General features: G+C 62.8%; 25 protein-coding genes. 18 read left to right on the plus strand and 7 right to left on the minus strand.

Annotated features, from left to right (window positions below; genetic code table 11):
• Positions 1–10: 10 nt before the first annotated feature.
• The 5 genes from pntB (at position 11) to AACQ43_RS18970 (ending at position 6,949) form a co-directional block, all read left to right on the plus strand.
• Complete coding sequence (pntB, locus tag AACQ43_RS18950; RefSeq protein WP_041216802.1) at positions 11–1,495, plus strand: Re/Si-specific NAD(P)(+) transhydrogenase subunit beta; 1,485 nt, start codon at positions 11–13, stop codon at positions 1,493–1,495.
• Positions 1,496–1,590: 95 nt separating this feature from the next.
• Complete coding sequence (locus AACQ43_RS18955) at positions 1,591–2,343, plus strand: substrate-binding periplasmic protein (protein ID WP_168968301.1); 753 nt, start codon at positions 1,591–1,593, stop codon at positions 2,341–2,343.
• Between the two features lie 310 nt (positions 2,344–2,653).
• Positions 2,654–3,961, plus strand: a complete 1,308-nt coding sequence (locus AACQ43_RS18960; protein WP_041216800.1) for an L-cysteine desulfidase family protein — start codon at positions 2,654–2,656, stop codon at positions 3,959–3,961.
• 165 nt (positions 3,962–4,126) lie between these two features.
• A complete protein-coding gene (locus AACQ43_RS18965) occupies positions 4,127–5,527 on the plus strand; it encodes an L-cystine transporter (RefSeq protein WP_065475185.1) in 1,401 nt (466 codons plus the stop codon).
• A 93-nt stretch (positions 5,528–5,620) separates the two neighbouring features.
• Positions 5,621–6,949, plus strand: coding sequence for a CoA-disulfide reductase (locus AACQ43_RS18970; RefSeq protein ID WP_168968303.1), 1,329 nt, complete (start codon positions 5,621–5,623; stop codon positions 6,947–6,949).
• Positions 6,950–7,097: 148 nt separating this feature from the next.
• Here the strand turns inward: AACQ43_RS18970 and AACQ43_RS18975 are convergent, their stop codons facing one another.
• Positions 7,098–7,853: an outer membrane protein assembly factor BamD gene (locus tag AACQ43_RS18975; RefSeq protein ID WP_017409782.1), complete on the minus strand. Its 756-nt coding sequence runs from the start codon at positions 7,851–7,853 to the stop codon at positions 7,098–7,100.
• Positions 7,854–7,970: 117 nt separating this feature from the next.
• Here AACQ43_RS18975 and rluD point away from each other — a divergent pair, with 117 nt between their 5' ends.
• The 4 genes from rluD (at position 7,971) to AACQ43_RS18995 (ending at position 13,676) form a co-directional block, all read left to right on the plus strand.
• Positions 7,971–8,951 carry a 23S rRNA pseudouridine(1911/1915/1917) synthase RluD gene (gene rluD / locus AACQ43_RS18980; RefSeq protein WP_011707736.1) on the plus strand — a complete coding sequence of 327 codons (981 nt, stop codon included), beginning with the start codon at positions 7,971–7,973 and terminating at the stop codon, positions 8,949–8,951.
• A gap of 252 nt (positions 8,952–9,203) precedes the next feature.
• A complete protein-coding gene (gene pgeF / locus AACQ43_RS18985) occupies positions 9,204–9,941 on the plus strand; it encodes a peptidoglycan editing factor PgeF (protein ID WP_168968305.1) in 738 nt (245 codons plus the stop codon).
• Positions 9,942–10,217: 276 nt separating this feature from the next.
• On the plus strand, positions 10,218–12,791 hold the full coding sequence (gene clpB / locus AACQ43_RS18990; RefSeq protein WP_073352100.1) for an ATP-dependent chaperone ClpB: 2,574 nt from the start codon (positions 10,218–10,220) through the stop codon (positions 12,789–12,791).
• 60 nt (positions 12,792–12,851) lie between these two features.
• Positions 12,852–13,676: an MBL fold metallo-hydrolase gene (locus tag AACQ43_RS18995; protein WP_168968307.1), complete on the plus strand. Its 825-nt coding sequence runs from the start codon at positions 12,852–12,854 to the stop codon at positions 13,674–13,676.
• 209 nt (positions 13,677–13,885) lie between these two features.
• Here the strand turns inward: AACQ43_RS18995 and asnA are convergent, their stop codons facing one another.
• On the minus strand, positions 13,886–14,878 hold the full coding sequence (gene asnA / locus AACQ43_RS19000; protein WP_016352287.1) for an aspartate--ammonia ligase: 993 nt from the start codon (positions 14,876–14,878) through the stop codon (positions 13,886–13,888).
• A gap of 153 nt (positions 14,879–15,031) precedes the next feature.
• Between asnA and asnC the strand changes: the two genes are divergently transcribed.
• On the plus strand, positions 15,032–15,493 hold the full coding sequence (gene asnC, locus AACQ43_RS19005) for a transcriptional regulator AsnC (protein WP_011707730.1): 462 nt from the start codon (positions 15,032–15,034) through the stop codon (positions 15,491–15,493).
• A 93-nt stretch (positions 15,494–15,586) separates the two neighbouring features.
• Here the strand turns inward: asnC and AACQ43_RS19010 are convergent, their stop codons facing one another.
• On the minus strand, positions 15,587–16,351 hold the full coding sequence (locus AACQ43_RS19010; protein WP_168968309.1) for a substrate-binding periplasmic protein: 765 nt from the start codon (positions 16,349–16,351) through the stop codon (positions 15,587–15,589).
• An 85-nt stretch (positions 16,352–16,436) separates the two neighbouring features.
• On the opposite strand from AACQ43_RS19010, the gene AACQ43_RS19015 reads away from it, so the two are divergent.
• Positions 16,437–16,973, plus strand: a complete 537-nt coding sequence (locus AACQ43_RS19015) for a DUF2301 domain-containing membrane protein (protein ID WP_168968311.1) — start codon at positions 16,437–16,439, stop codon at positions 16,971–16,973.
• Here AACQ43_RS19015 and AACQ43_RS19020 read toward each other — a convergent pair.
• The gene (locus AACQ43_RS19020) at positions 16,970–17,374 is read right to left on the minus strand and encodes a CBS domain-containing protein (protein WP_076362071.1); all 405 of its coding nucleotides are present in this window, start codon (positions 17,372–17,374) and stop codon (positions 16,970–16,972) included. The two genes, AACQ43_RS19015 and AACQ43_RS19020, sit on opposite strands and share 4 nt — an antisense overlap.
• Positions 17,375–17,493: 119 nt before the next feature.
• Here AACQ43_RS19020 and AACQ43_RS19025 point away from each other — a divergent pair, with 119 nt between their 5' ends.
• Positions 17,494–18,198 (plus strand): SDR family oxidoreductase, encoded by a 705-nt coding sequence (locus tag AACQ43_RS19025; protein ID WP_168968313.1) that lies wholly within the window; start codon positions 17,494–17,496, stop codon positions 18,196–18,198.
• Between the two features lie 2 nt (positions 18,199–18,200).
• On the opposite strand, the gene folK is transcribed toward AACQ43_RS19025, so the two are convergent.
• Entirely contained in the window at positions 18,201–18,716 is a 516-nt protein-coding gene (gene folK, locus AACQ43_RS19030; RefSeq protein ID WP_168968315.1) for a 2-amino-4-hydroxy-6-hydroxymethyldihydropteridine diphosphokinase, read from the minus strand.
• 129 nt (positions 18,717–18,845) lie between these two features.
• Between folK and cydH the strand changes: the two genes are divergently transcribed.
• The 4 genes from cydH (at position 18,846) to AACQ43_RS19050 (ending at position 22,238) form a co-directional block, all read left to right on the plus strand.
• Positions 18,846–18,938 carry a cytochrome bd-I oxidase subunit CydH gene (gene cydH / locus AACQ43_RS19035; protein WP_017409791.1) on the plus strand — a complete coding sequence of 31 codons (93 nt, stop codon included), beginning with the start codon at positions 18,846–18,848 and terminating at the stop codon, positions 18,936–18,938.
• A gap of 98 nt (positions 18,939–19,036) precedes the next feature.
• Positions 19,037–20,437, plus strand: coding sequence for a sensor histidine kinase (locus tag AACQ43_RS19040; RefSeq protein ID WP_011707724.1), 1,401 nt, complete (start codon positions 19,037–19,039; stop codon positions 20,435–20,437).
• A gap of 8 nt (positions 20,438–20,445) precedes the next feature.
• Positions 20,446–20,961 carry a hypothetical protein gene (locus AACQ43_RS19045; protein WP_011707723.1) on the plus strand — a complete coding sequence of 172 codons (516 nt, stop codon included), beginning with the start codon at positions 20,446–20,448 and terminating at the stop codon, positions 20,959–20,961.
• Positions 20,958–22,238, plus strand: coding sequence for a sigma 54-interacting transcriptional regulator (locus AACQ43_RS19050; protein ID WP_024945193.1), 1,281 nt, complete (start codon positions 20,958–20,960; stop codon positions 22,236–22,238). Before AACQ43_RS19045 ends, AACQ43_RS19050 begins: the two co-directional genes overlap by 4 nt.
• 71 nt (positions 22,239–22,309) lie before the next feature.
• Here the strand turns inward: AACQ43_RS19050 and AACQ43_RS19055 are convergent, their stop codons facing one another.
• Positions 22,310–22,792: a DUF1097 domain-containing protein gene (locus AACQ43_RS19055; RefSeq protein ID WP_168968317.1), complete on the minus strand. Its 483-nt coding sequence runs from the start codon at positions 22,790–22,792 to the stop codon at positions 22,310–22,312.
• A 370-nt stretch (positions 22,793–23,162) separates the two neighbouring features.
• Between AACQ43_RS19055 and msrP the strand changes: the two genes are divergently transcribed.
• A complete protein-coding gene (msrP, locus tag AACQ43_RS19060) occupies positions 23,163–24,164 on the plus strand; it encodes a protein-methionine-sulfoxide reductase catalytic subunit MsrP (protein WP_043164186.1) in 1,002 nt (333 codons plus the stop codon).
• 19 nt (positions 24,165–24,183) lie between these two features.
• Positions 24,184–24,816 carry a protein-methionine-sulfoxide reductase heme-binding subunit MsrQ gene (gene msrQ, locus AACQ43_RS19065; protein ID WP_011707719.1) on the plus strand — a complete coding sequence of 211 codons (633 nt, stop codon included), beginning with the start codon at positions 24,184–24,186 and terminating at the stop codon, positions 24,814–24,816.
• A 44-nt stretch (positions 24,817–24,860) separates the two neighbouring features.
• Here msrQ and AACQ43_RS19070 read toward each other — a convergent pair whose 3' ends face one another.
• Positions 24,861–25,106 (minus strand): PepSY domain-containing protein, encoded by a 246-nt coding sequence (locus AACQ43_RS19070; RefSeq protein WP_010635834.1) that lies wholly within the window; start codon positions 25,104–25,106, stop codon positions 24,861–24,863.
• Positions 25,107–25,149: the final 43 nt, after the last annotated feature.

A 25,149-nucleotide genomic window follows, 5' to 3' on the forward strand; every position in this document is an offset into this window, starting at 1 on the left:
GGGGTTTAACGTGTCTCAAGGACTGGTAACAGCATCCTATATCGTTGCCGCCGTGCTCTTCATCCTCAGTCTCGCGGGACTGTCGAAGCAAGAGACGGCCAAGCATGGCAACCTGTTCGGTATCGCGGGGATGGCCATCGCCCTGCTCGCGACCGTGTTCAACCCGGAAACCAGTGGCGTGCACTGGATCATTCTGGCCATGGTGATCGGCGGTGCCATCGGCGTGCGTCTGGCGCTCAAGGTCGAGATGACCGAGATGCCCGAGCTGGTGGCCGTGCTGCACAGCTTCGTGGGTATGGCGGCCGTGCTGGTGGGCTTCAACAGCTTCATCGATCTGCACCCCTCTGCGCCTGCCGAAGTGGTGGTGTCCGTCGGTTCCAACCTGGATGCCACCCTGGCAGCCGCCCGTGCGGCGTTCGAGCAGGCGGCAAGCATAGCCCAGGTCGAGCACCTCTCCGGCGCCATGCTGAACATCCACCTGGTCGAGATCTTCCTCGGCGTCTTCATCGGTGCTGTGACCTTCACCGGTTCCGTGGTGGCGTTTGGCAAGCTGCGTGGCCTCATCTCCTCCAAGCCGCTGATGCTGCCGCACCGCCACAAGCTGAACCTGCTGGCCGTGGTCGCCTCGCTGGCGCTGATGGTCTACTTCGTCAACGCGGGCGGTTCTACCTTCGCCCTGCTGGTAATGACCCTGATCGCCTTCGCCTTCGGCTGGCACCTGGTGGCCTCCATCGGTGGCGCCGACATGCCGGTGGTGGTCTCCATGCTGAACTCCTACTCCGGTTGGGCGGCGGCGGCGGCGGGCTTCATGCTCTCCAATGACCTGCTGATCGTGGTGGGTGCGCTGGTGGGTTCCTCCGGTGCGATCCTCTCTTACATCATGTGCAAGGCGATGAACCGCTCCTTCATCTCGGTGATCGCCGGTGGCTTCGGCTCCGACGGCGTGGCCTCCACGGCCGACCAGGAGATGGGCGAATACCGCGAAACCAGCGCTGAAGATGTGGCTGACCTGCTGAAGAACTCCAGCTCCGTCATCATCACCCCGGGCTACGGCATGGCGGTGGCGCAGGCCCAGTACCCGGTGGCTGAAATCACCCAGAAGCTGCGTGATCGCGGCGTCAAGGTGCGCTTCGGTATCCACCCGGTTGCCGGTCGTCTGCCAGGCCACATGAACGTGCTGCTGGCGGAAGCGAAAGTCCCGTATGACATCGTGCTGGAAATGGACGAGATCAACGAAGACTTCAGCGATACCGACACCGTATTGGTGATCGGTGCCAACGACACCGTCAACCCGGCCGCCATGGAAGATCCGGGCAGCCCCATCGCCGGCATGCCGGTGCTGGAAGTGTGGAAGGCGCAGAACGTCATCGGCTTCAAGCGCTCCATGAACACTGGTTACGCCGGTGTCCAGAACCCGCTGTTCTTCAAGGAGAACACACAGATGCTGTTTGGCGATGCCAAGGCCAGTGTCGAGGCTATCCTGAAAGCGCTGTAAGCGCCGGAGAGGACAGCAAAAAGGAGGCTTCGGCCTCCTTTTTTATTACTCACTTTTTGGTATATCCTCAGCCAATACACAGAGGAGATCACTGCATGGTGTGGCGTAAAGGATGGATCCTGCTTTGCCTCTGGTGGGGGTGGGCGGCACAGGCAAGCGAGCCACCAACCCTGACCCTGCTGACCGAGCTGTGGCCGCCCTATGTGATGCGGCTCGATGACGGCAGCCTGGGCGGTGCCGATCTGGAGCTGGCCCGCACCGTGCTCAAGCGGATGGGTTACCGGACCACGGTCAAGGTACTGCCCTGGAAGCGGGTGCTGCAGGAGGCCAGGTTCCAGCGCGGCGATGCCATCGTCGATGCCTTCTTCGAAGAGCGCCGGCTGGAGTGGTTGCACTATCCTGATGAACCCCTCTCCCAAAGCGGGGAGGTGCTCTTCTTCCCGTTCGCCAGGCCCGTCGACTTCCAGGGGCTGGCCAGCCTCAAGGGGCTGCGTATCGGTACCCAGGCCGACTACGCCTATGGCGAGGAGTTCCTCACCTCGTCCCTGTTTACCCGGGTGGCCATGACCGGAGAGAGCAACATGATCAAGCAGTTGCACCTGATGATGGCGGGACGGCTCGATGCCGTCGTGATGAACCAGATGGTGGGCCGTTACCTGCTCAAGGGGCAGGGGCTGCAGGAGCAGGTCGGCCACAGCGAAAAATTGGTGAGTGAGAGCAACCGCAATTTCCTCGCCTTCACTCACAGGCCCGGCAATGAACGGCTGGCCTATCAGTTCTCCCTCGCCCTCAAGGCGTTCAAACAGACCCCCGAATATCAGTCCCTGCTGACCCGTTACGGGCTCTGACTTTCCCCGCTGCCGGCTGAACCAGGTCGGCAGCGACCTGTCGTGCGCTTGTTCACATTTTGTGGCACTTCACCGCCAGTTGGGCATAATGCCTGCGCAAAAAGCGAAGCGGCTCAAATTTATTTGAGTCCCATTGCTTTAGAGTTACCAAAAGTTGATCGAATGGCCCAGCGACTCAGACGGCCCCGATCATCGGCTCGGCCCTCGACCGCTGCAGCCGACCCGGCATCTCCCGCCATACTGGTTATATGCCGCTCCGCCACTGCGCGGTGGACAGCACAATGACAAGCCCGCATCGGGCACCGTGAACATGAGACACATCGCAATGAAAGCACAATGGACCGACTTTATTACCCTGCTCAAGCGTGAAGTGGTGCCGGCCCTTGGCTGCACCGAACCCATGTCGGTGGCGCTGGCGGCGGCCAACTGCCGCAAGCTGCTGGGGCAGGTGCCGACCCGCGTCAGCGTCTGGGTCAGCGGCAACCTGTTCAAGAACGGCATGGGGGTCGGCGTGCCGGGTACCGGCATGATAGGTCTGCCGGTGGCGGCCGCCGTCGGCATCACCGGTGGTAACCCGGATGCCGGGCTGGAGGTGCTCAAGGCCCTGACCCCGGCCCAGGTGGAAGAGGCCAAAAGCTTGTTGCCCGCCATCAAGGTGGATGTGAAGGACGTGCCGGACGTGCTCTACGCCGAGGTGCTGGCACAGGTGGAGGGGCACAGCGCCCGGGTGGTGATCTGTACCGATCATACCCGCATCATCCTGATGGAGCGTGACGGCGAGGTGCTGATGGCGCAAGACAGCGCCCCCGGCGTGCAGATCCAGGCCGCCCCTTCCAGCAAACCAGCCATGACCCTGCGCGAGATTGTCGAGTTCGCCCTGCAGGTACCGCTGGCGGAGATCGACTTTATCCGCGAGGCCGCCACCATGAACCAGGCGCTGGCAGATGAAGGGTTGCAGGGCTATGGCCTGCGCATCGGCAAGATCCTCACCGAGCAGGTGGAGCGCAAGCTGCTCTCCGATGATCTGATGACCCTGGCCATGCGTTTGTCGTCTGCCGCCTCCGATGCGCGCATGGATGGCGCCATGCTGCCCGCCATGTCCAATTCGGGCTCGGGCAACCAGGGCATTGCCGCTACCATGCCGGTGGTGGCGGCCGCCCGCTTCCTCCAGGCGAGCGACGAGCAGCTGACCCGGGCGCTGGTGATGAGCCACTTGGTGGCCATCTACATCAAGACTTACCAGAACAAGCTGTCGGCCCTTTGTGCCGCCAGCACCGCCGCCATGGGGGCGGGGGCCGCCATCACCTGGCTGCTGGGCGGCCAGTTCGAGCAAATTAGTCACTGCATCAACAACATGATCGGCGACGTTTCCGGTATCATCTGCGACGGCGCGGGCAGCGCCTGTTCCATGAAGGTCTCTACCTCCACCTCGGCGGCGGTCAAATCGTCGCTGATGGCCATCAACAACCTGCACGTGCCCCAGAGCGAAGGCATCGTCTCCGACGACGTGGATCAGACCATCGCCAACCTGGGTCGCCTCTCCAAACAGGGGATGCTGGATACCGATATCGAGATCATCAACATCATGCGGGCCAAGCAACAAGGCAAGGCCGAGTGATGCAAGAGGGTGGCGCAGGCCACCCTCCGTTTTTCTGCCTGTTGACGCCACCCCGGCCACACCGGGGGGCGGGCCGCCACGATGCGGCACGTTTCAGGGGAGAGTGCGCACTGGGCACTCGCCCGTACACCTCGGGCCCGGCCCGATTATTTGGGGAATATCGTCATGACTCTTAGCGTTATAGGTAATCTGGCCATCCTGGTCATGTTGCTGCTGTTTCTCTATCGGTTGCAGCAAACCCACGTCAGCTTCACCCGCCGGGTCTTCTCGGGGCTGGGGCTGGGCATCCTGTTTGGCGCCGCCCTGCAGCTGCTCTACGGCGCCGGTTCCGACGTGCTGGTACAGACCGGCGACTACCTGGATATCGTCGGCAGCGGCTACGTGAAGCTGCTGCAGATGATCATCACGCCGCTCATCATGGTCTCCATCATCGGGGCCATCCTCAAGCTCAACGGCGGCACCGCACTCGGCAAGATCAGCGCCATGACCATAGGCGTGCTGATCTTCACCACCATGATTGCCGCCGGGGCGGGCATCCTGATGTCCAACCTGTTCGGCCTGACTGCCGAGGGGCTCACCGCTGGCGCTGCCGAGACCGCCCGTGGCGCGGCCCTGCAGACCACCCTCGGCAGTGTCGAGAGCATGTCCTTTGCCAAGATGGTGCTGGAGTTCATCCCGGCCAACCCCTTCCTCGACATGACGGGCGCGCGCAAGACCTCCACCATCGCCGTGGTGATCTTCTCCATCTTCATTGGTTTGTCAGCCACTGGTATCGCCCGCAAGAAGCCGGAGATCTTCGCGAGCTTCGGTCACTTCATGCAGGTCGCCCACGTCATCGTGATGCGGATGGTGACCCTGGTGCTGCGCCTCACCCCCTACGGTGTGCTGGCGCTGATGACCAAGGTGGTGTCCGGCTCCAACTACGCCGACATCATCAACCTGCTCAACTTCGTGCTGGCCTCCTACGGCGCCATCGCCATCATGTTCGCCGTGCACCTGCTGCTGGTGGCGCTGGTGGGCATCAACCCGGCCCGCTTCCTCAAGAAGATCATGCCGGTGCTGGCCTTTGCCTTCACCTCCCGCACCAGTGCGGGTTCGATCCCGATGAACGTGCAGACTCAGACCAAGGCGCTCGGCATTCCTGAGGGGATCGCCAACTTCGCCGCCTCGTTCGGTTCGACCATCGGCCAGAACGGCTGCGCCGGCATCTATCCGGCCATGCTGGCGGTGATGATTGCGCCGACTGTCGGGGTCAACCCGATGGATCCGGGCTTCATCATGACCCTGATTGCCATCATCACCGTCAGCTCCTTCGGGGTAGCCGGCATTGGCGGCGGTGCCACCTTCGCCGCCTTGATCGTGCTTTCCGCGCTGGACTTCCCGGTGGCGCTGGCCGGTCTGCTGATCTCCATCGAGCCGCTGATCGACATGGGTCGTACTGCGCTGAACGTCTCCGGCTCCATCACCGCCGGTACCGTCACCAGTCGTCTGCTGGGGGAGACCGACATGGCGGTGTTCAACAGCGAGCACGAGGTGTGTCTGGACGGCGAAGAGTCCACCATCTGATCCGTCTGTCCGGGGGAGCCGATCCTGCCCCGGCGAGCAAACAAGAGAGAGCGGGGAGGGTATGCCCTCCCCGTTGCCTGGAAAGGAGCGAGTATGAGAATCGTGATCATCGGTGGCGAAGCCGCCGGCATGAGTGCGGCCGCCAAGGCGCGCCGGCTGGCCAAAGAGGCCGAGATAGTGGTGTATGAGGCGTCCGAGGTGATCTCCTTCGGCGCCTGTGGTCTGCCCTATTTCGTTGGCGACGAGTTTCAGGAGCCCGGCTACATGGCCGAGTTCACCCCGGAGCAGTTCGCGGCCAAGGGGATCGAGGTCAAGACCGGCCACCGGGTGCTGGGCCTGGATGCCGCCGCGCAGACGCTGACAGTGGAGCACAAGGGTGACACCTTCACCGATCGCTACGATCGGCTGATGATCGCCACCGGCGCCCGCGAAGTAATGCCCCCCATCCCCGGCCTGCAGCAGGAAGGGGTATTCGGTCTGCGCCGGATGGCCGACGGGTTGGCCCTCAAGGCCGCCGTGCAGGACAAGGCCAACAGCCGTGCCCTGGTGATCGGCTCCGGCTTTATCGGGCTGGAGGTGGTGGAGGCACTGGTGCATCAGGGTAAAGAAGTGCGTCTGATCGAGCTGGCGGAGCGGGTCATCCCCGATGCGTTTGATGGCGAGATCACCCAGCACATCGAGACCGAACTGCGCGAACAGGGGGTCTCCCTTCATCTCGGCGAGCGAGTTGAAGCGCTGCTGGGGGAGGGCCGGGTGACCGGCGTGCGCACCAGCCATGGCGAGTACGAGGCCGACATAGTGGTGGTCTGCACCGGGGTCAAACCCAATACCGAGTTCCTGGCCGATAGCGGCATCGAGCGGCTCGGCAACGGTGCCATCAAGGTGGATCGGCAGGGACGCAGCTCGCTGGCCAACGTTTGGTCGGCTGGTGACTGTGCCAGCGTCTGGCACAGTGTGAAGCAGCAGCAGGTCTATGTGCCGCTCGCCACCATCGCCAACAAGCTGGGGCGCATGGTGGGTGAGAACCTGGCCGGTGCCGAGCAGGAGTTCCCGGGCACTCTGGGTTCTGCCGCGCTCAAGGTGCTGGGGCTGGAGGCGGGCCGTACCGGCCTCTCCGAGCAGGAAGCCAAGGCGATGGGCATCGACTATCGCACCGTGGTGATCAAGGACAAGTGCCACACCAACTACTGCCCGGGCCAGTCCGACATTCACGTCAAGCTGGTCTATGAGGCAGGCAGCAAGCGGCTGCTGGGGGGCCAGATCCTCGGTCGCAAGGGGGCGGTACACCGCATCGACGCGCTGGCGGTCGCCATCACCATGGGGGTGACCACCGAGCAGCTCGGCATGCTGGACTTTGCCTATGCGCCGCCCTTCTCCCGCACCTGGGATGTGCTCAACGTGGCGGGCAACGTCGCCAAGTAACGCACGGCATGACGGCGTGGCTGATGTGCGCCGTCTCTCCCCATGCCGCCGGCACGGGGGGAAGGGGCTGATGGTCATGCCGTCCATGAAAAGCGCCCATAAAAAAACCGGAGCCAGTGGCTCCGGTTTTTCATTGCGTTGCTGCGAGTCAGCCGCGGCCGAGACGATTGTCCGGGTAGTTCTTGGCCAGCACTTCGCGGGCATGCTGGGCCAGGGTCGGCATCTTCAGGCTGTCGTAGGAGTTGATCATGATCTCCAGCGCCTTCTCGGTTTCGGCCGTGTCGGGATAGGTCTCGACGATCAGCTTGGCGCGGTTGGCGGCGGCGATCAGCGCATCACGCTTCACGTAGTACTCGGCCACGCTCAGGTCGTAACGGGCAAGCCGGTTCTTCAGACCGATCATGCGGGCACGGGCATCGGCGGCATAGACGCTGTTGGGATAGTTCTGCAACAGGGTCTTGAAGTCCTGAAAGGCCTGACGGGCATAGGAGGGGTCTTTGTCGTCCCGATTGATGCCCAGGAAGTCCTGGAAGAAGTTGTAATCGCCGGCCATGTTGGTCAGACCGCGCATGTAGAATACGTAGTCGATATTTTTATGCGCCGGATTGAGGCGGATAAAACGGTCGATATTGGCGATCGCCTGGGCAGTATCATCCTGCTTGTAGTAGGCGTAAATGAGGTCGAGCTGAACCTGGTTGGAGTAGGCGCCGAAAGGATAGCGCGAGTCCAAAGCTTCCAGTAACTCGATAGCATTCAGGTAGTTACCGGCATCCAGCTTGAGGCGTGCTTTCTGGTACAGGGTCTCCGGCGGTTCGTCCGGTACCTTGGGTTTGGTGCTGGAACAGCCTGTGATCAAGGTAGCGACCAAGGCGAGCGACATCAGCAGGTGAGACTTCTTTCCCATCAACAACATCCGGTCCATTTCCACGAAATTGGCAAAGTATCCGTTATGCTTGGCTAAAAGAAAAGCTAGAATACCCGGATTATTTCGAATTGATACCCCCCGCTCAAGAGACCATACATGAGCCAGCATATTGAACTGACAGGCGAATTCCAGGATCACCAATTCGGGCAGAGACTCGACCAGGCCCTGGCCGAATTGTTTCCAGACTACTCCCGCACCCGCATCAAGGAGTGGATTTTACAGGACAGAGTGACCCTGGATGGTCAGGTTGCCAATACCCCGCGCGAGAAAGTGCTGGCCGGGCAGAAGGTACATGTGGATGTCGAGCTGGCGGATGATACCCGTTGGGATGCCCAGAACATCGAGCTCAACATCGTCTATGAAGATGAACACATTCTGGTGATCGACAAGCCGGCCGGTCTGGTGGTTCACCCGGGTGCCGGCACGCCGGATGGCACCATTCTCAACGCCCTGTTGCACCGCTACCCCGCCATCGCCGAGGTGCCTCGCGCCGGTATCGTGCACCGTCTGGATAAAGACACCACGGGTCTGATGGTGGTCGCCAAGACCATTCCGGCCCAGACCCATCTGGTGGAAGCGCTGCAGGCGCGCCAGATTACCCGTGAGTACGAAGCCATCGCCATCGGTCACATGACCGCAGGTGGCACCGTCGATGCCCCCATCGGCCGTCACCCGACCCAGCGCACCCACATGGCCGTGGTGCCCAATGGGCGCGAGTCCGTCACCCACTACCGGGTGCACGAGAAGTTCCGTGGCCACACCCGTCTGCGACTGCGACTGGAAACCGGTCGTACCCACCAGATCCGCGTCCACATGGCCCACATCAAGCACCCGCTGGTGGGGGATCCCGCTTACGGTGGCCGTCTGCGTCTGCTGCGCAACGCCACCCCCGAGCTGACCGAGGCCCTGCGTGGCTTCCATCGTCAGGCACTGCACGCCACCATGCTGAAGCTGGCGCACCCCATCACGGGTGAAGTGATGGAATGGCACTCCCCCACGCCGCAGGACATGCTGGACCTGATGGAAGTGCTGCGTGCGGATACCCTGGCCAATCCGGACGATTTAGTCTGGAATTGATGAGCTGATGGCAGTGCTGCACACCAAGATCACCCTGGCCAATCCAGACGATTTAGTCTGGAATTGATGAGCTGATGGAAGTGCTGCATACCAAGATCACCCTGGCCAATCCAGACGATCTGGTCTGGAACTGATGAAGAGGGCGGCTCTGCGACGATTCCTGCCGTAACCCGCCCTGCATGACCTGATATGGGGCCCCTTGACTGGTTGCAGCCAAGGGGCCCCGTTTTATATGAAGAAAAGGAGCCACAGATGAAATGGATCGAACCCGACTGGCCGGCACCGGCCAAGGTCCGCGCCCTGTCGACCACCCGTGACGGCGGTATCAGCGAGGGGGTCTTTGCCGGCCTCAACCTGGGGGCCCACGTGGGGGACGTGCCGGCACGGGTCGAGGCCAACCGGACCCGGCTGCAGCAGGCAGCTGGGATCCCCGGCACTCTCAACTGGCTCAATCAGGTGCACGGCACCGCGGTGTATCCCGTCGGCCGCGATTATGACTGTGCACCGGATGCGGATGCCGCCTGTGCCCGTGAGGCGGGTCAGGCCTGCATCGTGATGACCGCCGACTGTCTGCCGGTGCTGTTCTGCAATCGGGCCGGCACCGTAGTGGCCGCCGCTCACGCCGGTTGGCGCGGGCTGCTGGGTGGCGTACTGGAGGCGAGCATCGCCGCCATGGGCTGCGAGCCGGACGAGATCCTGGCCTGGCTGGGTCCGGCCATCGGCCCCACTGCGTTTGAAGTGGGTGGCGAGGTGCGCGAGGCCTTTATGGCCGAGCAGGCCGAGGCGGCGGCTGCGTTCGTCCCTTCGTCCAGCGAAGGGAAATGGCTGGCGGATATCTATCAGCTGGCCTTGCTGCGCCTCGCTCGCGCCGGCGTCACCGCCGTATATGGCGGCGAATACTGCACCTTCAGCGACAGTGAGCAGTTCTACTCTTATCGTCGCAATGGCCAGACCGGTCGCATGGCCTCGATTATCTGGCTGGCTGAGTAAGTGTCTGGGGGCGTCCCCCCATACAGCGAGCAGTGCTACTGCCCATATCGTCGCAACGGCCAGACCGGTCGTATGGCTTCGATAATCTGGCTGGCGCCCTGACGACGCTCCCCGCCCTGCATCTGGCAAGGGCGGGGATCCTGCCTGCTTCCCGCTTTGCAGAAAAAATAACCAGCCCTGCCCCTTGAAATAGTCCGTACGGGCCTCATCTTTCATCTCAGAAAGTTATGTTGTTTGCCGCGCAAGCGGCGTCTGCCTGTTTGAAGGGGGAGTGCAATGCGCCTCGATCGCCTTACCAGCAAATTCCAGATTGCTATTTCCGATGCCCAGTCTTTGGCTCTGGGTCGTGACCACCAATTCATCGAACCCGTTCACCTGATGACCGCCCTGGTCAATCAGGATGGCGGCTCCATCCGTCCGTTGCTCACCCTGACCGGGATGGATATCAATGCCCTGCGCTCCCGCCTCGGCGAGGAGCTGGATCGCCTGCCGCGCGTCAGCGGCGTGGAAGGGGACGTGCAGCTCTCCAACGGCCTCGGCCGGCTGCTCAACGTCTGCGACAAGCTGGCTCAGCAGCGCAAGGATCAGTTCATCTCATCCGAGCTGTTCGTGCTGGCTGCCCTCGACGAGAAGGGCACGCTGGGCGAGCTGCTGCGCGCTCAGGGGCTGACCAAAGAGAAGCTCGAAGCGGCCATCGACAAGGTGCGTGGCGGCAAGAAGGTGGAAGATGCCAACGCCGAGGAGAATCGCCAGGCGCTGGAGAAATACACCATCGATCTGACCGAGCGGGCCGAGATCGGCAAACTCGACCCGGTGATCGGCCGCGATGACGAGATCCGCCGCACCATCCAGGTGCTGCAACGCCGTACCAAGAACAACCCGGTGCTGATCGGTGCCCCCGGCGTCGGCAAGACCGCCATCGTCGAAGGGCTGGCCCAGCGCATCATCAATGGCGAGGTGCCGGAGGGGCTCAAGAACAAGCGGGTGCTGTCGCTCGACATGGGGGCGCTGGTGGCCGGTGCCAAGTATCGTGGCGAGTTCGAGGAGCGGCTCAAGGCCGTGCTCAACGATCTGGCCAAGGAGGAGGGCAACGTCATCCTCTTCATCGACGAGCTGCACACCATGGTCGGCGCCGGCAAGGGTGAAGGTGCCATGGATGCGGGCAATATGCTGAAACCGGCGCTGGCCCGTGGCGACCTGCACTGCGTCGGTGCCACTACTCTGGATGAGTATCGCCAGTACATCGAGAAGGATGCCGCGCTGGAGCGCCGCTTCCAGAAGGTGCTGGTGGAGGAGCCGAGCGTGGAGGACACCATCGCCATCCTGCGCGGCCTGAAAGAGCGTTACGAACTGCACCACCACGTGCAGATCACCGACCCTGCCATCGTGGCGGCGGCCCAGCTGTCGCACCGCTATATCGCGGATCGCCAGCTGCCGGACAAGGCCATCGACCTCATCGACGAGGCGGCGGCCAGCATCCGGCTGCAGATCGACTCCAAGCCCGAGTCCCTCGACCGGCTCGAGCGGCGCATCATCCAGCTCAAGCTGGAGCAGCAGGCGCTGATGAAGGAGGACGATGACGCCAGCCGCAAACGGCTTGAGCTGATCAATCAGGAAATCAGCGAAAAAGATCGCGAATACAACGAGCTGGATGAGGTGTGGAAGGCCGAGAAGGCCGCGCTTGCCGGCACCCAGCACATCAAGGCGGCCCTCGAGCAGGCCCGTCAGGATCTCGATGTGGCGCGCCGCGCAGGCGACCTGGGTCGCATGTCCGAGCTGCAGTACGGCCGCATTCCTGAGCTGGAGAAACAGCTGGATCTCGCCACCCAGGCCGAGATGCAGGAGACCAGCCTGCTGCGCAACCGGGTCACCGACGTGGAGATAGCCGACGTCTTGGCCCGCTGGACCGGTATTCCGGTGGCTCGCATGCTGGAAGGGGAACGCGACAAGCTGCTGCGGATGGAAGATCAGCTGCACAGCCGGGTGATCGGCCAGGAAGAGGCGGTCGAGGCGGTTTCCAACGCCATTCGCCGCTCCCGTGCCGGGCTGTCCGATCCGAACCGCCCCATCGGCTCCTTCCTGTTCCTGGGGCCCACCGGGGTGGGCAAGACCGAGCTGTGCAAGGCGCTGGCCGAGTTCCTGTTCGATACCCAGGACGCCATGGTGCGGATCGACATGTCGGAGTTCATGGAGAAACACAGCGTGGCCCGTCTGGTGGGGGCGCCTCCGGGCTACGTGGGTTACGAGGAGGGCGGTTATCTGACCGAGGCGGTACGCCGTCGCCCCTACTCGGTGATCCTGCTGGATGAAGTGGAGAAGGCACACCCGGATGTGTTCAACATCCTGCTGCAGGTGCTGGACGATGGCCGCCTGACCGATGGTCAGGGCCGTACCGTCGATTTTCGCAACTCGGTGGTGATCATGACCTCCAACCTGGGGTCGGATCTCATTCAGGAGCACCACTCCGAGAAGGATTACGACGAGATGAAGGGCATGCTGATGGAGGTGCTGACCCGCAGCTTCCGGCCGGAGTTCATCAACCGGATCGACGAGACCGTGGTGTTCCACCCGCTCGGCGAGGAGCACATCAAGTCCATCGCCCGCATCCAGCTCAAGAGCCTGATGGGCCGACTCGAGGCCCAGGGTTACGAGGTGGAGGTGAGCGAGGCGCTGCTCGAGAAGCTGGTGCACGCCGGGTTCGATCCCGTCTACGGGGCGCGTCCCCTCAAGCGGGCGATCCAGCACAAGGTGGAGAACCCGCTGGCGCAGGCGCTGCTCTCCGGTCGCATCGTGCCGGGCAAAAAGCTGGTGCTGGGGGCCGACAGCAATGGCCTCACCATGACCCAGTAATGGGATTGTCGATGAAAAACGCAGGCCTCGTGCCTGCGTTTTGTTTTCTGAGGGATTGAGATGCTGAAGTTTTCCGTGCTGGTGGATGACGACGTTCATCTGCCTGGCTGTCTGCCCGAGCGAGGGTTGGCGCTGCTGCTGGAGTGTGACGGCCTCAGGGTGCTGTTCGACAGCGGCCGTGGCCGGGCGCTGTGCCACAACGCCGCCGTGATGGGGATCGATCTCGCCTCTCTCACCCATGTGGTGCTCTCTCACGGTCATTACGACCATGTGGGCGGGGTCGGCTCGCTGCCCGCCTATCCAAGACCCATCCCGCTCATCGCCTGTCCGGACGTGTTCTGCGAGCGGGGCTACTTCCTGTCGCTGCCCTTCTGGCGGCGCAACCTCTATCGCCTGTCGGGGGCGCTGGCTCGGGAGTCGCTGCCGGCCAGAGGCTTACTTCCCCACTGCTCGTCCGAGCCGGTGTGGCTCTCGGATCATCTGGTGTTCCTTGGCAGCATTGTGCGGCGCGACCGGGCAGCGCCTTCGCTGCTCGGCTACATAGTGCGGGGTGGGCGGGTGGAGAAAGACCTCATCAGCGACGACTCGGCGCTAGCTTATAAGAGCTCCAAGGGCCTTATCGTCTTTGTCGGCTGCGGTCACGCCGGGGTCGAGAACATCGTCGAGCGGGCCAAGGAGGTGTGTGGTGACGAGCGGATCCACGCCGTCATCGGCGGTCTGCACCTGAAGTTTTCCGGTTCGCAGCGGGCGGCGGCGCTTGGCGCCTATCTGCAGGAGGAGGCGGTGGAGAAGCTGTTTGCCTGCCACTGCACCGGCGGCAGAAAGGCGGGGTTGCCACGCCAGCGCCAGATTGGGGCGGGTTTTGAGCACAGTTTTTCGGCGTAAAAAAAACGGCAATCCGAAGATTGCCGGGAGGAATGTAGTGAAGCGACCTGACGTGGGTTGAGCGGGTCGCAGGGGCAAGCCCCCGATTGCGAAGCGCGGCCACTGCTGGCCTCGCCTCTTACAGCCTGCCGGGGATGCGCTCGCTCAACCCCGACGGCCACCTGCCTGTTGCCATGCCCGCGCGATGATGCCGGCATGGCCTTCATTCGTTACAGCATGCCTTGTACGGCGGCTTTCATCTCGGCCGGCCAGACGCCGACCTGGACCTGGCCGATGTGCTCTTTTTGCAGCAACAGCATGGCCAGACGGGATTGGCCGATGCCGCCGCCGATGGTTTGCGGCATCCGAGCGGCCAGCAGATCCTGGTGCCAGTCGTACTGCAGGCGATCCTCGTCGCCGGTGATGGCCAGCTGGCGGCGCAGCGCCTCGGCGTCGACCCGGATCCCCATGGAGGAGATCTCGAAGCTGTCCTGCAGCACCGGGTTCCACACCAGGATGTCACCGTTCAGACCGGCCAGCCCCAGCTCGCTGTGGCTGCTCCAGTCGTCGTAGTCCGGGGCACGCACGTCGTGGCGCTCGCCGTGGGAGAGGGCACCGCCGATGCCGATCAGGAACACGGCACCCAGCTCCTTGGCGATGGCGCGCTCGCGCCCCTTGGCATCGAGGTCCGGGTAGCGGGTCAGCAGCTCTTCGCTGTGCAGAAACTGGATCTCGGCCGGCAGGAAGGGAGTCAGCTCGTGCTCGGCACAGACCGCGCGCTCGGTGGCCTTGATGGCAGCCCAGATACCGCGCACGGTTTCCTGCAGGTAGGCCAGATCGCGGCGCTCGCTCGGCATCACCTTCTCCCAGTCCCACTGATCCACGTAGACGGAGTGGATGGGGGTGAGGCGATCCTCGTCCGGACGCAGCGCCTTCATGTGGGTGTAGATGCCTTCGCCCGGGCCGAAACCGAAGCGACCCAGGGTCTGGCGCTTCCATTTGGCCAGTGAATGCACCACTTCATAGCTGTGCTCAGGAAGGGTCTTCACCTTGACCTGCACCGCATTCTCGTGGCCAGAGAGGTTGTCTTGAGTGCCATCGCCGACCCGGCTCAGGATGGGGGCTTGCACCTCCATCAGACCCAGTTGCTGGGCGAGTTGGCGGGAGAACATCTCTTTGACGAAGCTGATCTGTTGCTGGCTGCGAATGTAGTGCTGTTTCATGCTGAATACCTGTCTTGAACCCGTTGGATGTGAGGATTCTTCAACAGATTGCCAACTAAATTCAATATTCAATAATGGAAATAGGCTTTGTGTATTTTTTTCTTCAAAATATACCGATGATTAATGATGAATCATCAAAGGGAGTGCAAAAAAGTGCCGGAAAATTATCGGATCGATAATCTCGATCAGGCCATCCTCACCGCCCTGATGGAGAATGCGCGCATTCCCTATGCCGAGCTTGCCAAACAACTGCTGGTCAGCCCGGGCACTATTCATGTGCGGGTGGAGAAGATGAAGCAGGCGGGCATCATCGAGGGAACGCGGGTGCAGGTGAACCCCAAGAAGCTGGGCTACGACGTCTGCTGCTTCATCGGCATCAATCTGAAGAGCGCCAAGGATTACCCCTCGGCGCTGGCCAAGCTGCAGGCGCTGGACGAGGTGGTGGAGGCCTACTACACCACGGGCCACTACAGCATCTTCATGAAGGTGATGACCCGCTCCATCGACGAGTTGCAGACGGTGCTGATCCACAAGATCCAGACCATCGACGAGATCCAGTCCACCGAGACGTTAATCTCGCTGCAAAACCCGATCTTGCGGGATGTGAAGCCTTAAGGACTGAGGGACGCAGGAGATCCATGTCACAGGCGAAACCCTGATCTCACTGCATAGCCGATCTTGCGAGACGTGCAGCCCTGACGGTCGGGATCAGGGCTCGATATAGGGGATGCCGTACTGGTCGTAGATGGCCTTGAGCCGGCCGTCGCGCTTCATGCGCAGCAGCTCGGCGTCGTAGGCCGCCATCAGGGCCGGGGTGGTGGCATCGGCCCTGGCCTTGGTCCAGACGGTGTAGTAAGGGCTGGCCTTGAGCGGCTTGGGCAGGTAATCGAGCTTGCCCTCCAGCCCCTCCTCCTTGATCTGGGCGAAGGCGGTGACCAGCGGCATGGGCACCACGTCGATGCGCCCGGCGATCAGCTTGCGCAGTTGCAGCTGGTTGATGGGGATCTCCTGGAAGTGATAGGCCGGGTCGGCGAGGGCGGCGGTTAGCTCCGGGGTATAGGAGAAATCCTTGGTGATGCCGATGCGCCAGGGTTTGAGGTCCGCCAGCGTGTCGTAGCGGATCTTCAGCAGATCGGCCTTGCGCACGAAGAAGTGCCAGCTGTGGCGCAGGTGGGCCTGCTGGGGGTAGAGCAGATAGCGCTCCCGCTCCGGCTTGTAGGAGTGGGTCATCACCAGGTCGTAGACCCCGGTTTCGGCGTTGCGGGTCAGCCGGGCGCCGGAGTCGGTCAGCTCGATGCGGATGGGAATGCGCAGCTTGCCGAAGATGGTGCTGACCACGTCCACGTCCAGACCATGGGGAACGCCCTGCGCATCCAGAAACTTCAGCGGCGGCTCCAGGGTGCCGCCGATGATCAACTCTTTGGCCTGCAGCCAGAGGGGGAACAACAGCCAGAGCAGAATGAATCTTCGCAAACCACATCTCCTGCACGGAATAGGGAATCGCTCGCGGGCATAATTCAAGTATATTGGCCCCTACCTGCAACAGAGGCGACCGCCGATGGCAAACCCTGAAATTGAAAGCGAGCTGGACGGCATCGACAGAGTGTCGGTCTGCCTCTATCGCCTTGGCTTGAGTCTGGCAGCCTTGCTGCTGCTGTGTCGAGGGGCAAGCCTGCTGCTCGGACAGGATTTTTTGGCGCCGGCGAGCTGGCTGGTGACGCTGGCTGTGGCCAGCGGGGTATGCGGGTTATGCCTGCATGTTTATGACAAGCGCATTCGCTTTGTGCTGCAGGGAATGGGCTGGGGCGCCCTGCTGCTCAGTGCGAGCGGTGCGCCGGATGTGCTGGTGCTGGGGGCGGCGTTGGCCACGCTGGCGGGGCTGGCCTTCAAGGAGCAGTTCTGCTTCGCCATTCCGGGGATCAGGGCGGTCCCCTTGCTGCTGCCCCTGTTGTGGCTGCTGGAGCTGGCCGGCATCGGCTGGGCCGCCGCCCTGGTGGCGCTGGTGTGCGGGTTGCTGCTCTGCCTGCTCTCCCTGGCCAAGTGGCGCATGCCACTGCACTTCGATATCGGCGACAAGGGGCGCTACCAGATCTAGGTGGGCAGGCAGGCTTTCATCTGGGCGTTGAGGGCCTGCATGACCTGCCGGCGGCTGATGATGCCGACAACCCGGTTCCCCTCCAGCACCGGATAGACCTTGGGTCTGGCCTCGGTCATCTGGCGGGCCAGATCCAGTATGCTGTCATCCGGGCTGACCGAAAGAGGTGTCCGGCTCATCAGATCCTCGACCCGGGTGCGGGTATCGCAGTGATAGCTGCCGGTGAGCAGGCTCGGGATACAATCCTGCTCGGAGAGAAAACCGATCAGCCGCTGCTGCGGATCCAGCACCGGCAGGCCGCTGAGACCTGAGTCATGCAGCCGGTCCAGCGCCTCGGCCAAGCCGAGCTGCGGGGTGAGGGAGTGGGTCGAACGGCTCATGTGATCGCGGATCTGTAACATGGAAGTGGCTCCGTAAGGTGGCAATGGCGCCACTATGCCCGTCGGGTGGCGGCCACGGCCAATGGCTTGTGCCGTGGGGATCGATAGGTATCCCCCGGCCGGACAATCAAGGAGAGGGTATGCGTGCATTGGTGACGGGGTGTGGCCGCCGGCTTGGTTTCTATCTGTGCGAACAGCTGGTGGCGGCGGGTTGGCAGGTGACGGGCAGCTATCGCAGCGAACGACCCGAGCTGGCGCGGCTGCGAGCGATCGGGGTCGAACTGGTGCAGGCGGATTTTTCTCGCGAGGAGGAGGTCGGCAAGCTGATCGAGGCGCTGGCCGTTCATCAGGATCTGGCGCTGGTGATCCACAACGCCTCGGCGTTTGAGCCGCAGGCGGCGGATCCGGCGGCGCAACTGGCCCAGTTTGATCTGTTCTACCGGGTGCACATGGCGGCCCCCTTCCAGCTCAACCGGGCGTTGGCGTCCCAGCTGGCGCGCAACGCCAATGCCGGCATCATCCACATCACCGACATCTATATCCACGCGCCGGCGCCCCAGTTTGCCAGCTATGTGGCCACCAAGGCGGGGGCTCACTCGCTGGCCATGAGCTTTGCCCGCGAGCTGGCGCCGGCCGTTCGGGTCAACACCATAGAGCCGGGCCCCATCCTGTTTCTCGACGAGCATGGCGATGCGTGGCGCCAGCAGGTGCTGGCGAAGACGCCGCTGGCGCGGGAAGGGGGGCTGGAGCCCATCTGGCAGGCGGTTCAGCTGTTGATGCAGAACGACTACATGACCGGGGCCAGCATCCGGGTGGATGGCGGCCGCGGTCTGGCCGTTATCTAGGGTCAGCGCAGGAGCGCGGCCGGGGTCACCATCTCCTGTTGCAGGGCGATGGGGGCGAGGCCGACCTGGCGCTCCTCGATCACCTTGCCCGCCATCAAGCGGGTGTGCAGCGGCAGGGTCACCTTGCGATCATGCACTTGGCCACGGCCATAGAGCTCCGCCAGCAGTTCGTCGAGATAGGCGTCGACCCGGGCGGTGGAGAAGTCATCGCTCTGGCTGCTGGCCAGGATGTCGATGTCCAGCGGCCGGTCCAGCACCTTGCAGCGCGGATCGCTGCGATCCCGGCCGTGGGCCAGCTCCATGGCGACGAAGTGTGCCTTGAGCTGGTGCGGAGCCAGCTCGCTCTCGGCGACGAACAGGCAGTTGAGGAAATCATGGCTGGAGTGCATCCCGACCGGTTTGGTCTGGATCACCGAGCTCAGCTGCAGGCGGCCAAAGTGAACGAGCAGCTCGCTGACTGCCTGGCTGACGTGCTGATGGGGGTCAAGATTCGATCCAATGCTACACAGATAGAACATGTCGCCGGTCCTTGGGTAGGGCTCATCTGAAATTCATACACAGCTCACGGTTATCGGGTTAACTATGCATTAACATCGGTTTGTCTGTTGTGATCAGGCTCTATCATCTTGGCAAGAAAGGAGGTTTGCATGAGCGTGGAACTGAAATGGGCACTGCTGACCGCATCTGGCGCGTTGGCCATGATCCTGATTATCTGTGTGGCATCCGTCGGTCTGGCGTGATACCCAAGCTGCAGCATGAACCGGCCCTTTGGCCGGTTTTGCTTTTTGGGGGAGTGCAGATATGCTGACCCACCCCTGCTGAATTGAGATAGTCCAAGATGACCAAGGTACGCCCACGCTCCCTGCTGCAAGTGGTATTGATGGGGTTTGTTCTGGTGTTGATGCCTCTGGGCGGCATGATCTGGCACGACAGCCAGTCCCTCGAACACCTCAGCCAGTTGACCAGCGACGAGCTGGAACGGGCGGTGCGCGACACCCGTCGAGCGACGCTGCTGACCACCCAAGCCATTGATCTTGAACGTACTCTTCGTCGCTATGCGGTGCTGGGTGATGAGCGCATCCTGGCCAGTTATCAGCAGCAGCTGGCGAGTTATCGCAGCCTGCTGGCCGCTCACCAGAGTTCCATCCCGGATGCCGAGGCTTACACGGGCCTTGAGCAGGCGCTCGCCTGGCTCGACAGCCTGCAGGATCTCGCCCGTGCCAAGGCCGAGTCAAACAGCCCCAAATTTGATGAATTTAATCAGGTTAATCAGCAGCTTGAGATTATCACTCGCAGCCAGGTAGACGAGCATGTCAGCCGGGTGCGGGCGACCATTGCCGCCCTGATGACGGAGATCTGGTGGGTCAGCGGTTTCGTGGCGGTGCTCAGCCTGCTGCTGGTGCTGCTGTTTACCTATCTGATCATCCACCCGGTGCGTCAGATTGAGTCGCGGATCTTGAGTCTGGGTGCCGGCGTGGAACCGGACAAACGCCCGGTGGACGGGCCGGCCGAACTGGTATTGCTGGGGGAGCGGATCGTCTGGTTGCACGATAAATTGAAGGAGCTGGAGCAGCAGAAATACCAGTTCCTGCGTCACGTTTCCCACGAGCTGAAGACCCCGCTGGCGGTGCTGCGGGAAGGGGCGGATCTGCTCTCCGAGCAGCTTGTAGGGCCGCTCACCCCGGATCAGCAGGAGATCTGCCAGATGCTGGAGGAGAACAGCCGCCGGCTGCAGACCCTGATCGAACGGCTGCTCGACTTCAACCGGCTCAGCCAGCAGGAGGTGTTCACCCTGACCCCGGTGGCGCTGGCGCCCCTGCTGTCAGAATTGTCTGCAGAGTACCGGCTGGCGCTGGAATCCAAACAAATCAGTGTACACTTGCCGACCGATCCGATCACCCTGCAGGCCGAGCCATATCGCTTGCGGCTGATCCTCGATAATCTGTTCTCCAATGCGGTCAGCTACGGCGCCAGCGGCGGGCAGATATGGATCCGCGCCGGGCAGGATGGCAACGGCAGCTGGCTGGAGGTGGCCAACGAAGGGCCCGCGATTCCGCTGGCCGAGCGGGAGCGGATCTTCGAGCCCTTCGAGCAGGGCAGTATTGTGCGCCAGGGGCTGCTGAAAGGCTCCGGAATGGGGCTCTCCATCGCCCGGGAATCGGCGATGAGCCTTGGCGGCGAGTTGGTATTGGTTGAAGATGAACAGGCGGATGTCTGTTTCCGGTTGACGTTGAAGTGAAGCCCAAGATGAAACAATGTGTTGTTCCGGTATTGATGATGAGCCTGCTCACAGGCTGTTCCCTGCTGCCAGCGCGTGACCCGGCGGCGTCGCCGGATCTCGCCCTCGCCAAACGGATGGAGTTTGCCAACAAGGAGATGCAGGTGCGCCTGCAATACTCGGACTGGCTGCTGGCCAGCCATGCCCAGCAGCGGGCCCAGGAGCGTCAGCGTCTCAAGGGGGCGACCGATATCGAGAGCCGGGTCAGCCTGGCCATGGTCAACACCCACCCGTCCGAGTCGGTGGCCAGCCGGCGAGCTGGTCTGGACAAGCTCAAGAGCCTGCTGCCGGAGCTGGGGCTGGATGCCCAGGCCTTCCTGCGCAGCTGGATAGCCCTCGGCGAGGAGCTGCTGGCCCGCGACAGCCGGCGCGACGATCAGAGTCAGGAGGTGCAGCGTCTGCGCCGCCAGATCGAGCAACTCTCCGCCATCGATGATCAACTCAATCAGCGCAAGCTGAACGGCAATGGCGAGGCGCTGAAATGAGTCGCATCCTGCTGGTCGATGACGATGCCAGCCTGCTCAAGCTGATGAGCATGCGCCTGCGCAGCCAGGGCTATGAGGTGGATACCGCCGACAGCGCCGAAGGGGCGCTGGACCGGCTGCGTCAGCAACGGGCCGATCTGGTGCTGAGCGATCTGCGCATGGCCGGCATGGACGGGCTGGCGCTGTTCGAGCGGATCCAGTCCCAGTGGCTGGGGCTGCCGGTCATCATCATGACCGCCCATGGCACCATTCCCGATGCCATTCAGGCAACCCGCTCCGGGGTGTTCAGCTTTCTCACCAAGCCCATCGACAAGGATGAGCTGTTCGCCACCATAGAGCACGCGTTGAGCCTGACGCGCCCAAAGCAGCGACAGGATTGGCAATCGCTGATCCTGACCCGCAACCCGCAGATGGAGCAGTTGCTGATCCAGGCTGGCAGCATCGCCGCCATGGAAGTGCCCGTGCTGATCATGGGCCCTTCCGGCTCCGGCAAGGGCGTCATGACCCAGGCGCTGCACCAGGCCAGCAGCCGGCGTGACAAGCCGCTGCATGTCATCAACTGTGCCGCGCTGCCGTGGGCGGTACTGGATCTGCAGCTGTTCGGCGAGAATGGCCAGTCCGGCCTGTTTGAACAGGCGAAGGGAGCGACCCTGTTCCTCGACGAGATAGGGGACCTGTCGGAATCGCTGCAGGCCAAACTGCTGCAGGTGCTGCAGGAGTACGGCCAGGGCACGCCCGAGGTGCGGGTCATCAGCTCCAGCCATCAGGATCTGGTGGCGGCGATGGAGGAGGGGCGCTTTCGGGAAGACCTCTTCTATCGGCTCAACGTGGCCAACATCACCTTGCCCCCCCTCAGCGCCCGCAGCGAAGACATACCGCTGCTGGCTAGGCAGGCGCTGGATGACTATCGCAGCCGCCACGGTGACTGCGCCGCCCTCGGCTTCTCGCCGGAGGCGCTGGCCCTGCTGGCGGCGGCGGGTTGGCCCGGCAACGTGCGCCAGCTCTGCAGCGTGGTGGAGCAGCTGGCCAGCCTCTGCTGCAGTCCGGTGATCGGTGCCGCCATGGTGGAATCTGCCCTGAGCGGCGGCAGTGGCGGCATCCCCTCGTTCAACGAGGCGCGGGCCGAGTTCGAGAAGGAGTATCTGATCCGGCTGCTGCGCACCACCGAGGGCAATGTGACCCTGGCGGCCAACATGGCGGGCAGAAACCGCACCGATTTCTACAAGCTGTTGAATCGGCACGGCATCGAAGCCGCGAACTTCAAGTCGAAGGGATAAATGACAGAGGGGCGGCCCGTCGATGACGGACCGCCCCTCTTGTTTCAGGCCGGATCGCCACATCGCCAGGATCAGGCCGGGTCGGTGACGCCAGCGATGGCCTGGGTTTTCTGGGTTTTGCGGGAGAGCCAGAGGCCGCTCGCCTTCATCAGGTAGCCAAACAGCGCACCAATTACCAGCGACGGCAGGATCAGGCGCCACTCTCCCGCCGCACCAAAGGTGGCGCAGCAACCGGCGAAGGTACCGGGAATGTAGCCGAGCCACTGCTGCTTGGCCTGCACGCACATCAGGGTGGCCACCACCCCGGTCATCAGGTAGCCGGCCACGCCGGCGCCCCACCAGGCGTCACCATGGATCAGCAGCAGGGCCCACAGCATGCCGCTGGCATTGCACAGCAGGGTCTGCAGCAGCGCCTTGTAGCCGCCGCTGGAGGCAAAATAGCTGGTGCAGCCGAGGAAGCCGACCCAGGAGACGAGGCCGAGGGTAACGGCGACCCAGCCCCAGACGGCGGAGAGGATCCCGGTCGTGATGGCGATGGCGATCAATGGGCTCATGGCGTGACTCTTCAGTAGTGAAATTCGGAAAAAAGGGAGCCTACCCCGCGCAAGAGGGGCGGCAAGCAGGGGCGGGATTGTGTGTGATCTGCATCACTCATTTCAACTCAGGAATACGCTTGCGCTCGCGAAAATATTTCATGGTGAGGCGCTGGCCCCTGCTCCATAGTTAGAGGCCCTGTCCTGCTCATGGAGTGAGTCTGATGGTGCCAAATGTGATCGTTCCCCTGCTGGTGTTCGTAGTGCTGTTTCTGGTCGGAACCATGGCCAAGGCACTGCCCCTCTATCAATTCATGTAATTTTCCGTGAAATAAAACTCGGCCGGGGCGGGTCTTATGATTGTTACCCTCATCGCCCCGGGAGTTTTTCCATGTTGCTCAAGCGCCGCTCTGCCCACCACCTCACCGAACAGGACGTCACGCCGGAAGCTGTCTATCAGGATCGCCGTCTGATCCTGAAAGGGCTGGGGCTCGGCGCCGCCACCCTGGCGTTTCCGACCCAGGCCGGGGTGCTCGATCTCTTCTCTGGCGACAAGCCGGCGCCGGTCGCCACCCGGGCGCTCAACATCCACGCCGCCGCCCGGCCGGAGGGGCTGATCCTCACGCCGGAGGAGAAGGCCACTACCCACAACAACTTCTACGAGCTCGGCACCGACAAGGGGGATCCGGCCCGCAACGGCCACTACCTCAAGCCCGAGCCCTGGACCCTGAAGGTGGAAGGGGAGGTGGCCAAGCCGTTTACCCTGGACGTGTGGGATCTCATCAACAAGAGCACGCTGGAGGAGCGGATCTACCGGTTGCGCTGCGTGGAGGCCTGGTCCATGGTGCTGCCCTGGAGCGGCATCGCGCTGGCGGATCTGATCCGCCGGGCCGAGCCCACCAGCCGCGCCAAGTTCGTGGCCTTCGAGACTCTCTATGATCCGGAACAGTTGCCAGGACAGGCGTCGCGCTCCCTCGGTGGCGGCATCGACTACCCCTATGTCGAGGGGCTGCGCATCGACGAGGCGATGCACCCGCTCTCCTTCCTGGCGATGGGGCTCTACGGCAAGGCTCTGCCGGCCCAGAACGGCGCGCCGATCCGGCTGGTGGTGCCCTGGAAGTACGGCTTCAAGAGCATCAAGAGCATCGTCTCCATCCGGCTGGTGGAGGAGATGCCGCCCACCACCTGGAACCTGCTGGCCCCCAACGAATACGGCTTCTACGCCAACGTCAATCCAGCGGTGGATCACCCGCGCTGGAGTCAGGCCAGCGAGCGTTTCATCGGCGAGGGGGGCATCTTCGGGGCCAAGCGCCAGCCGACTTTGCCATTCAATGGCTATGCCGACGAGGTGGCGTCCCTCTATCAGGGCATGGATCTGCGCAAGTGGTATTGAGACGAGAGGAGCTGACACCATGACTCTGCGACTGACGGCGCGTCACATCACCCTGTTGCGGGCGCTGGTACACCTCGCCTCGCTGGGGTTTCTGCTCTGGCTGCTGGTGGCCGTGCCCGGCGGCCTGCTGGGAGGGGATCCGGTACAGGGACTGACCCACTATCTGGGCAAGGGGGCGCTCAATCTGCTGCTGCTCACCCTGCTGGTATCGCCGCTGGCCAAACGCTGGCGGCAGGGGCAGCTCATCAAGCTGCGCCGCCCGCTCGGGCTCTGGTGCGCCGCTTGGGCCGGTCTGCATTTCATGGTCTGGCTGGGGCTGGATCTGCAGTTTGACTGGGGGCTGATTGGCGGCGAGCTGGTCAAGCGCAGCTACATAGTGGTGGGCATGGTGGCGCTGCTGTTGCTGCTGGCGCTCAGCCTCACCTCGATCCCGGCCCTGCTGCGGCGCATGGGGCCGGCCTGGCAGCAGCTGCACAACTGGATCTACGCGGTGGCCCTGCTGGTGCCGGTGCACTACTGGTGGTCGCTCAAGAGCGGCTGGCAAGAGCCGCTCATCTACCTGCTGCTGGCCTGCGCCCTGCTGGTGCCGCGCCGCGACAAGCTGCTGCGCCCCTGGCGCCGGCTTCGGCCGCAGAAACTGAGAGAGGCATGAGGCCGGCAGTGCGCCGCCCCGGCAACCTGAAATAAAAAAGAGGCCTAGTCGGCCTCTTTTTTGATGTCACCCGTATGGGCGTCCACCAGGAGTCGTACCCGCTGCCCCTGGGCATCCAGGGTTTCCACCTCGAATTTGTCCCCTTCCAGCTCCACTTCCCGAATGTCGTGATACCCTTGGGCCACCAGTAGTTTGACCAGCCCGGCCATGTCGAGACGGCTCTCGGCCGCCCAGCCGAGGGTGGAGAAGAGGCAAAGGATCAGCAGGAAACTGCGTCGGATCATATTCATTCCGGATTCATGGCTGGCAGACTATAAACGGCATTATGTTAGG

This window comes from Aeromonas sp. DNRA1 (assembly GCF_963888745.1).
GTDB lineage: Bacteria > Pseudomonadota > Gammaproteobacteria > Enterobacterales > Aeromonadaceae > Aeromonas > Aeromonas hydrophila.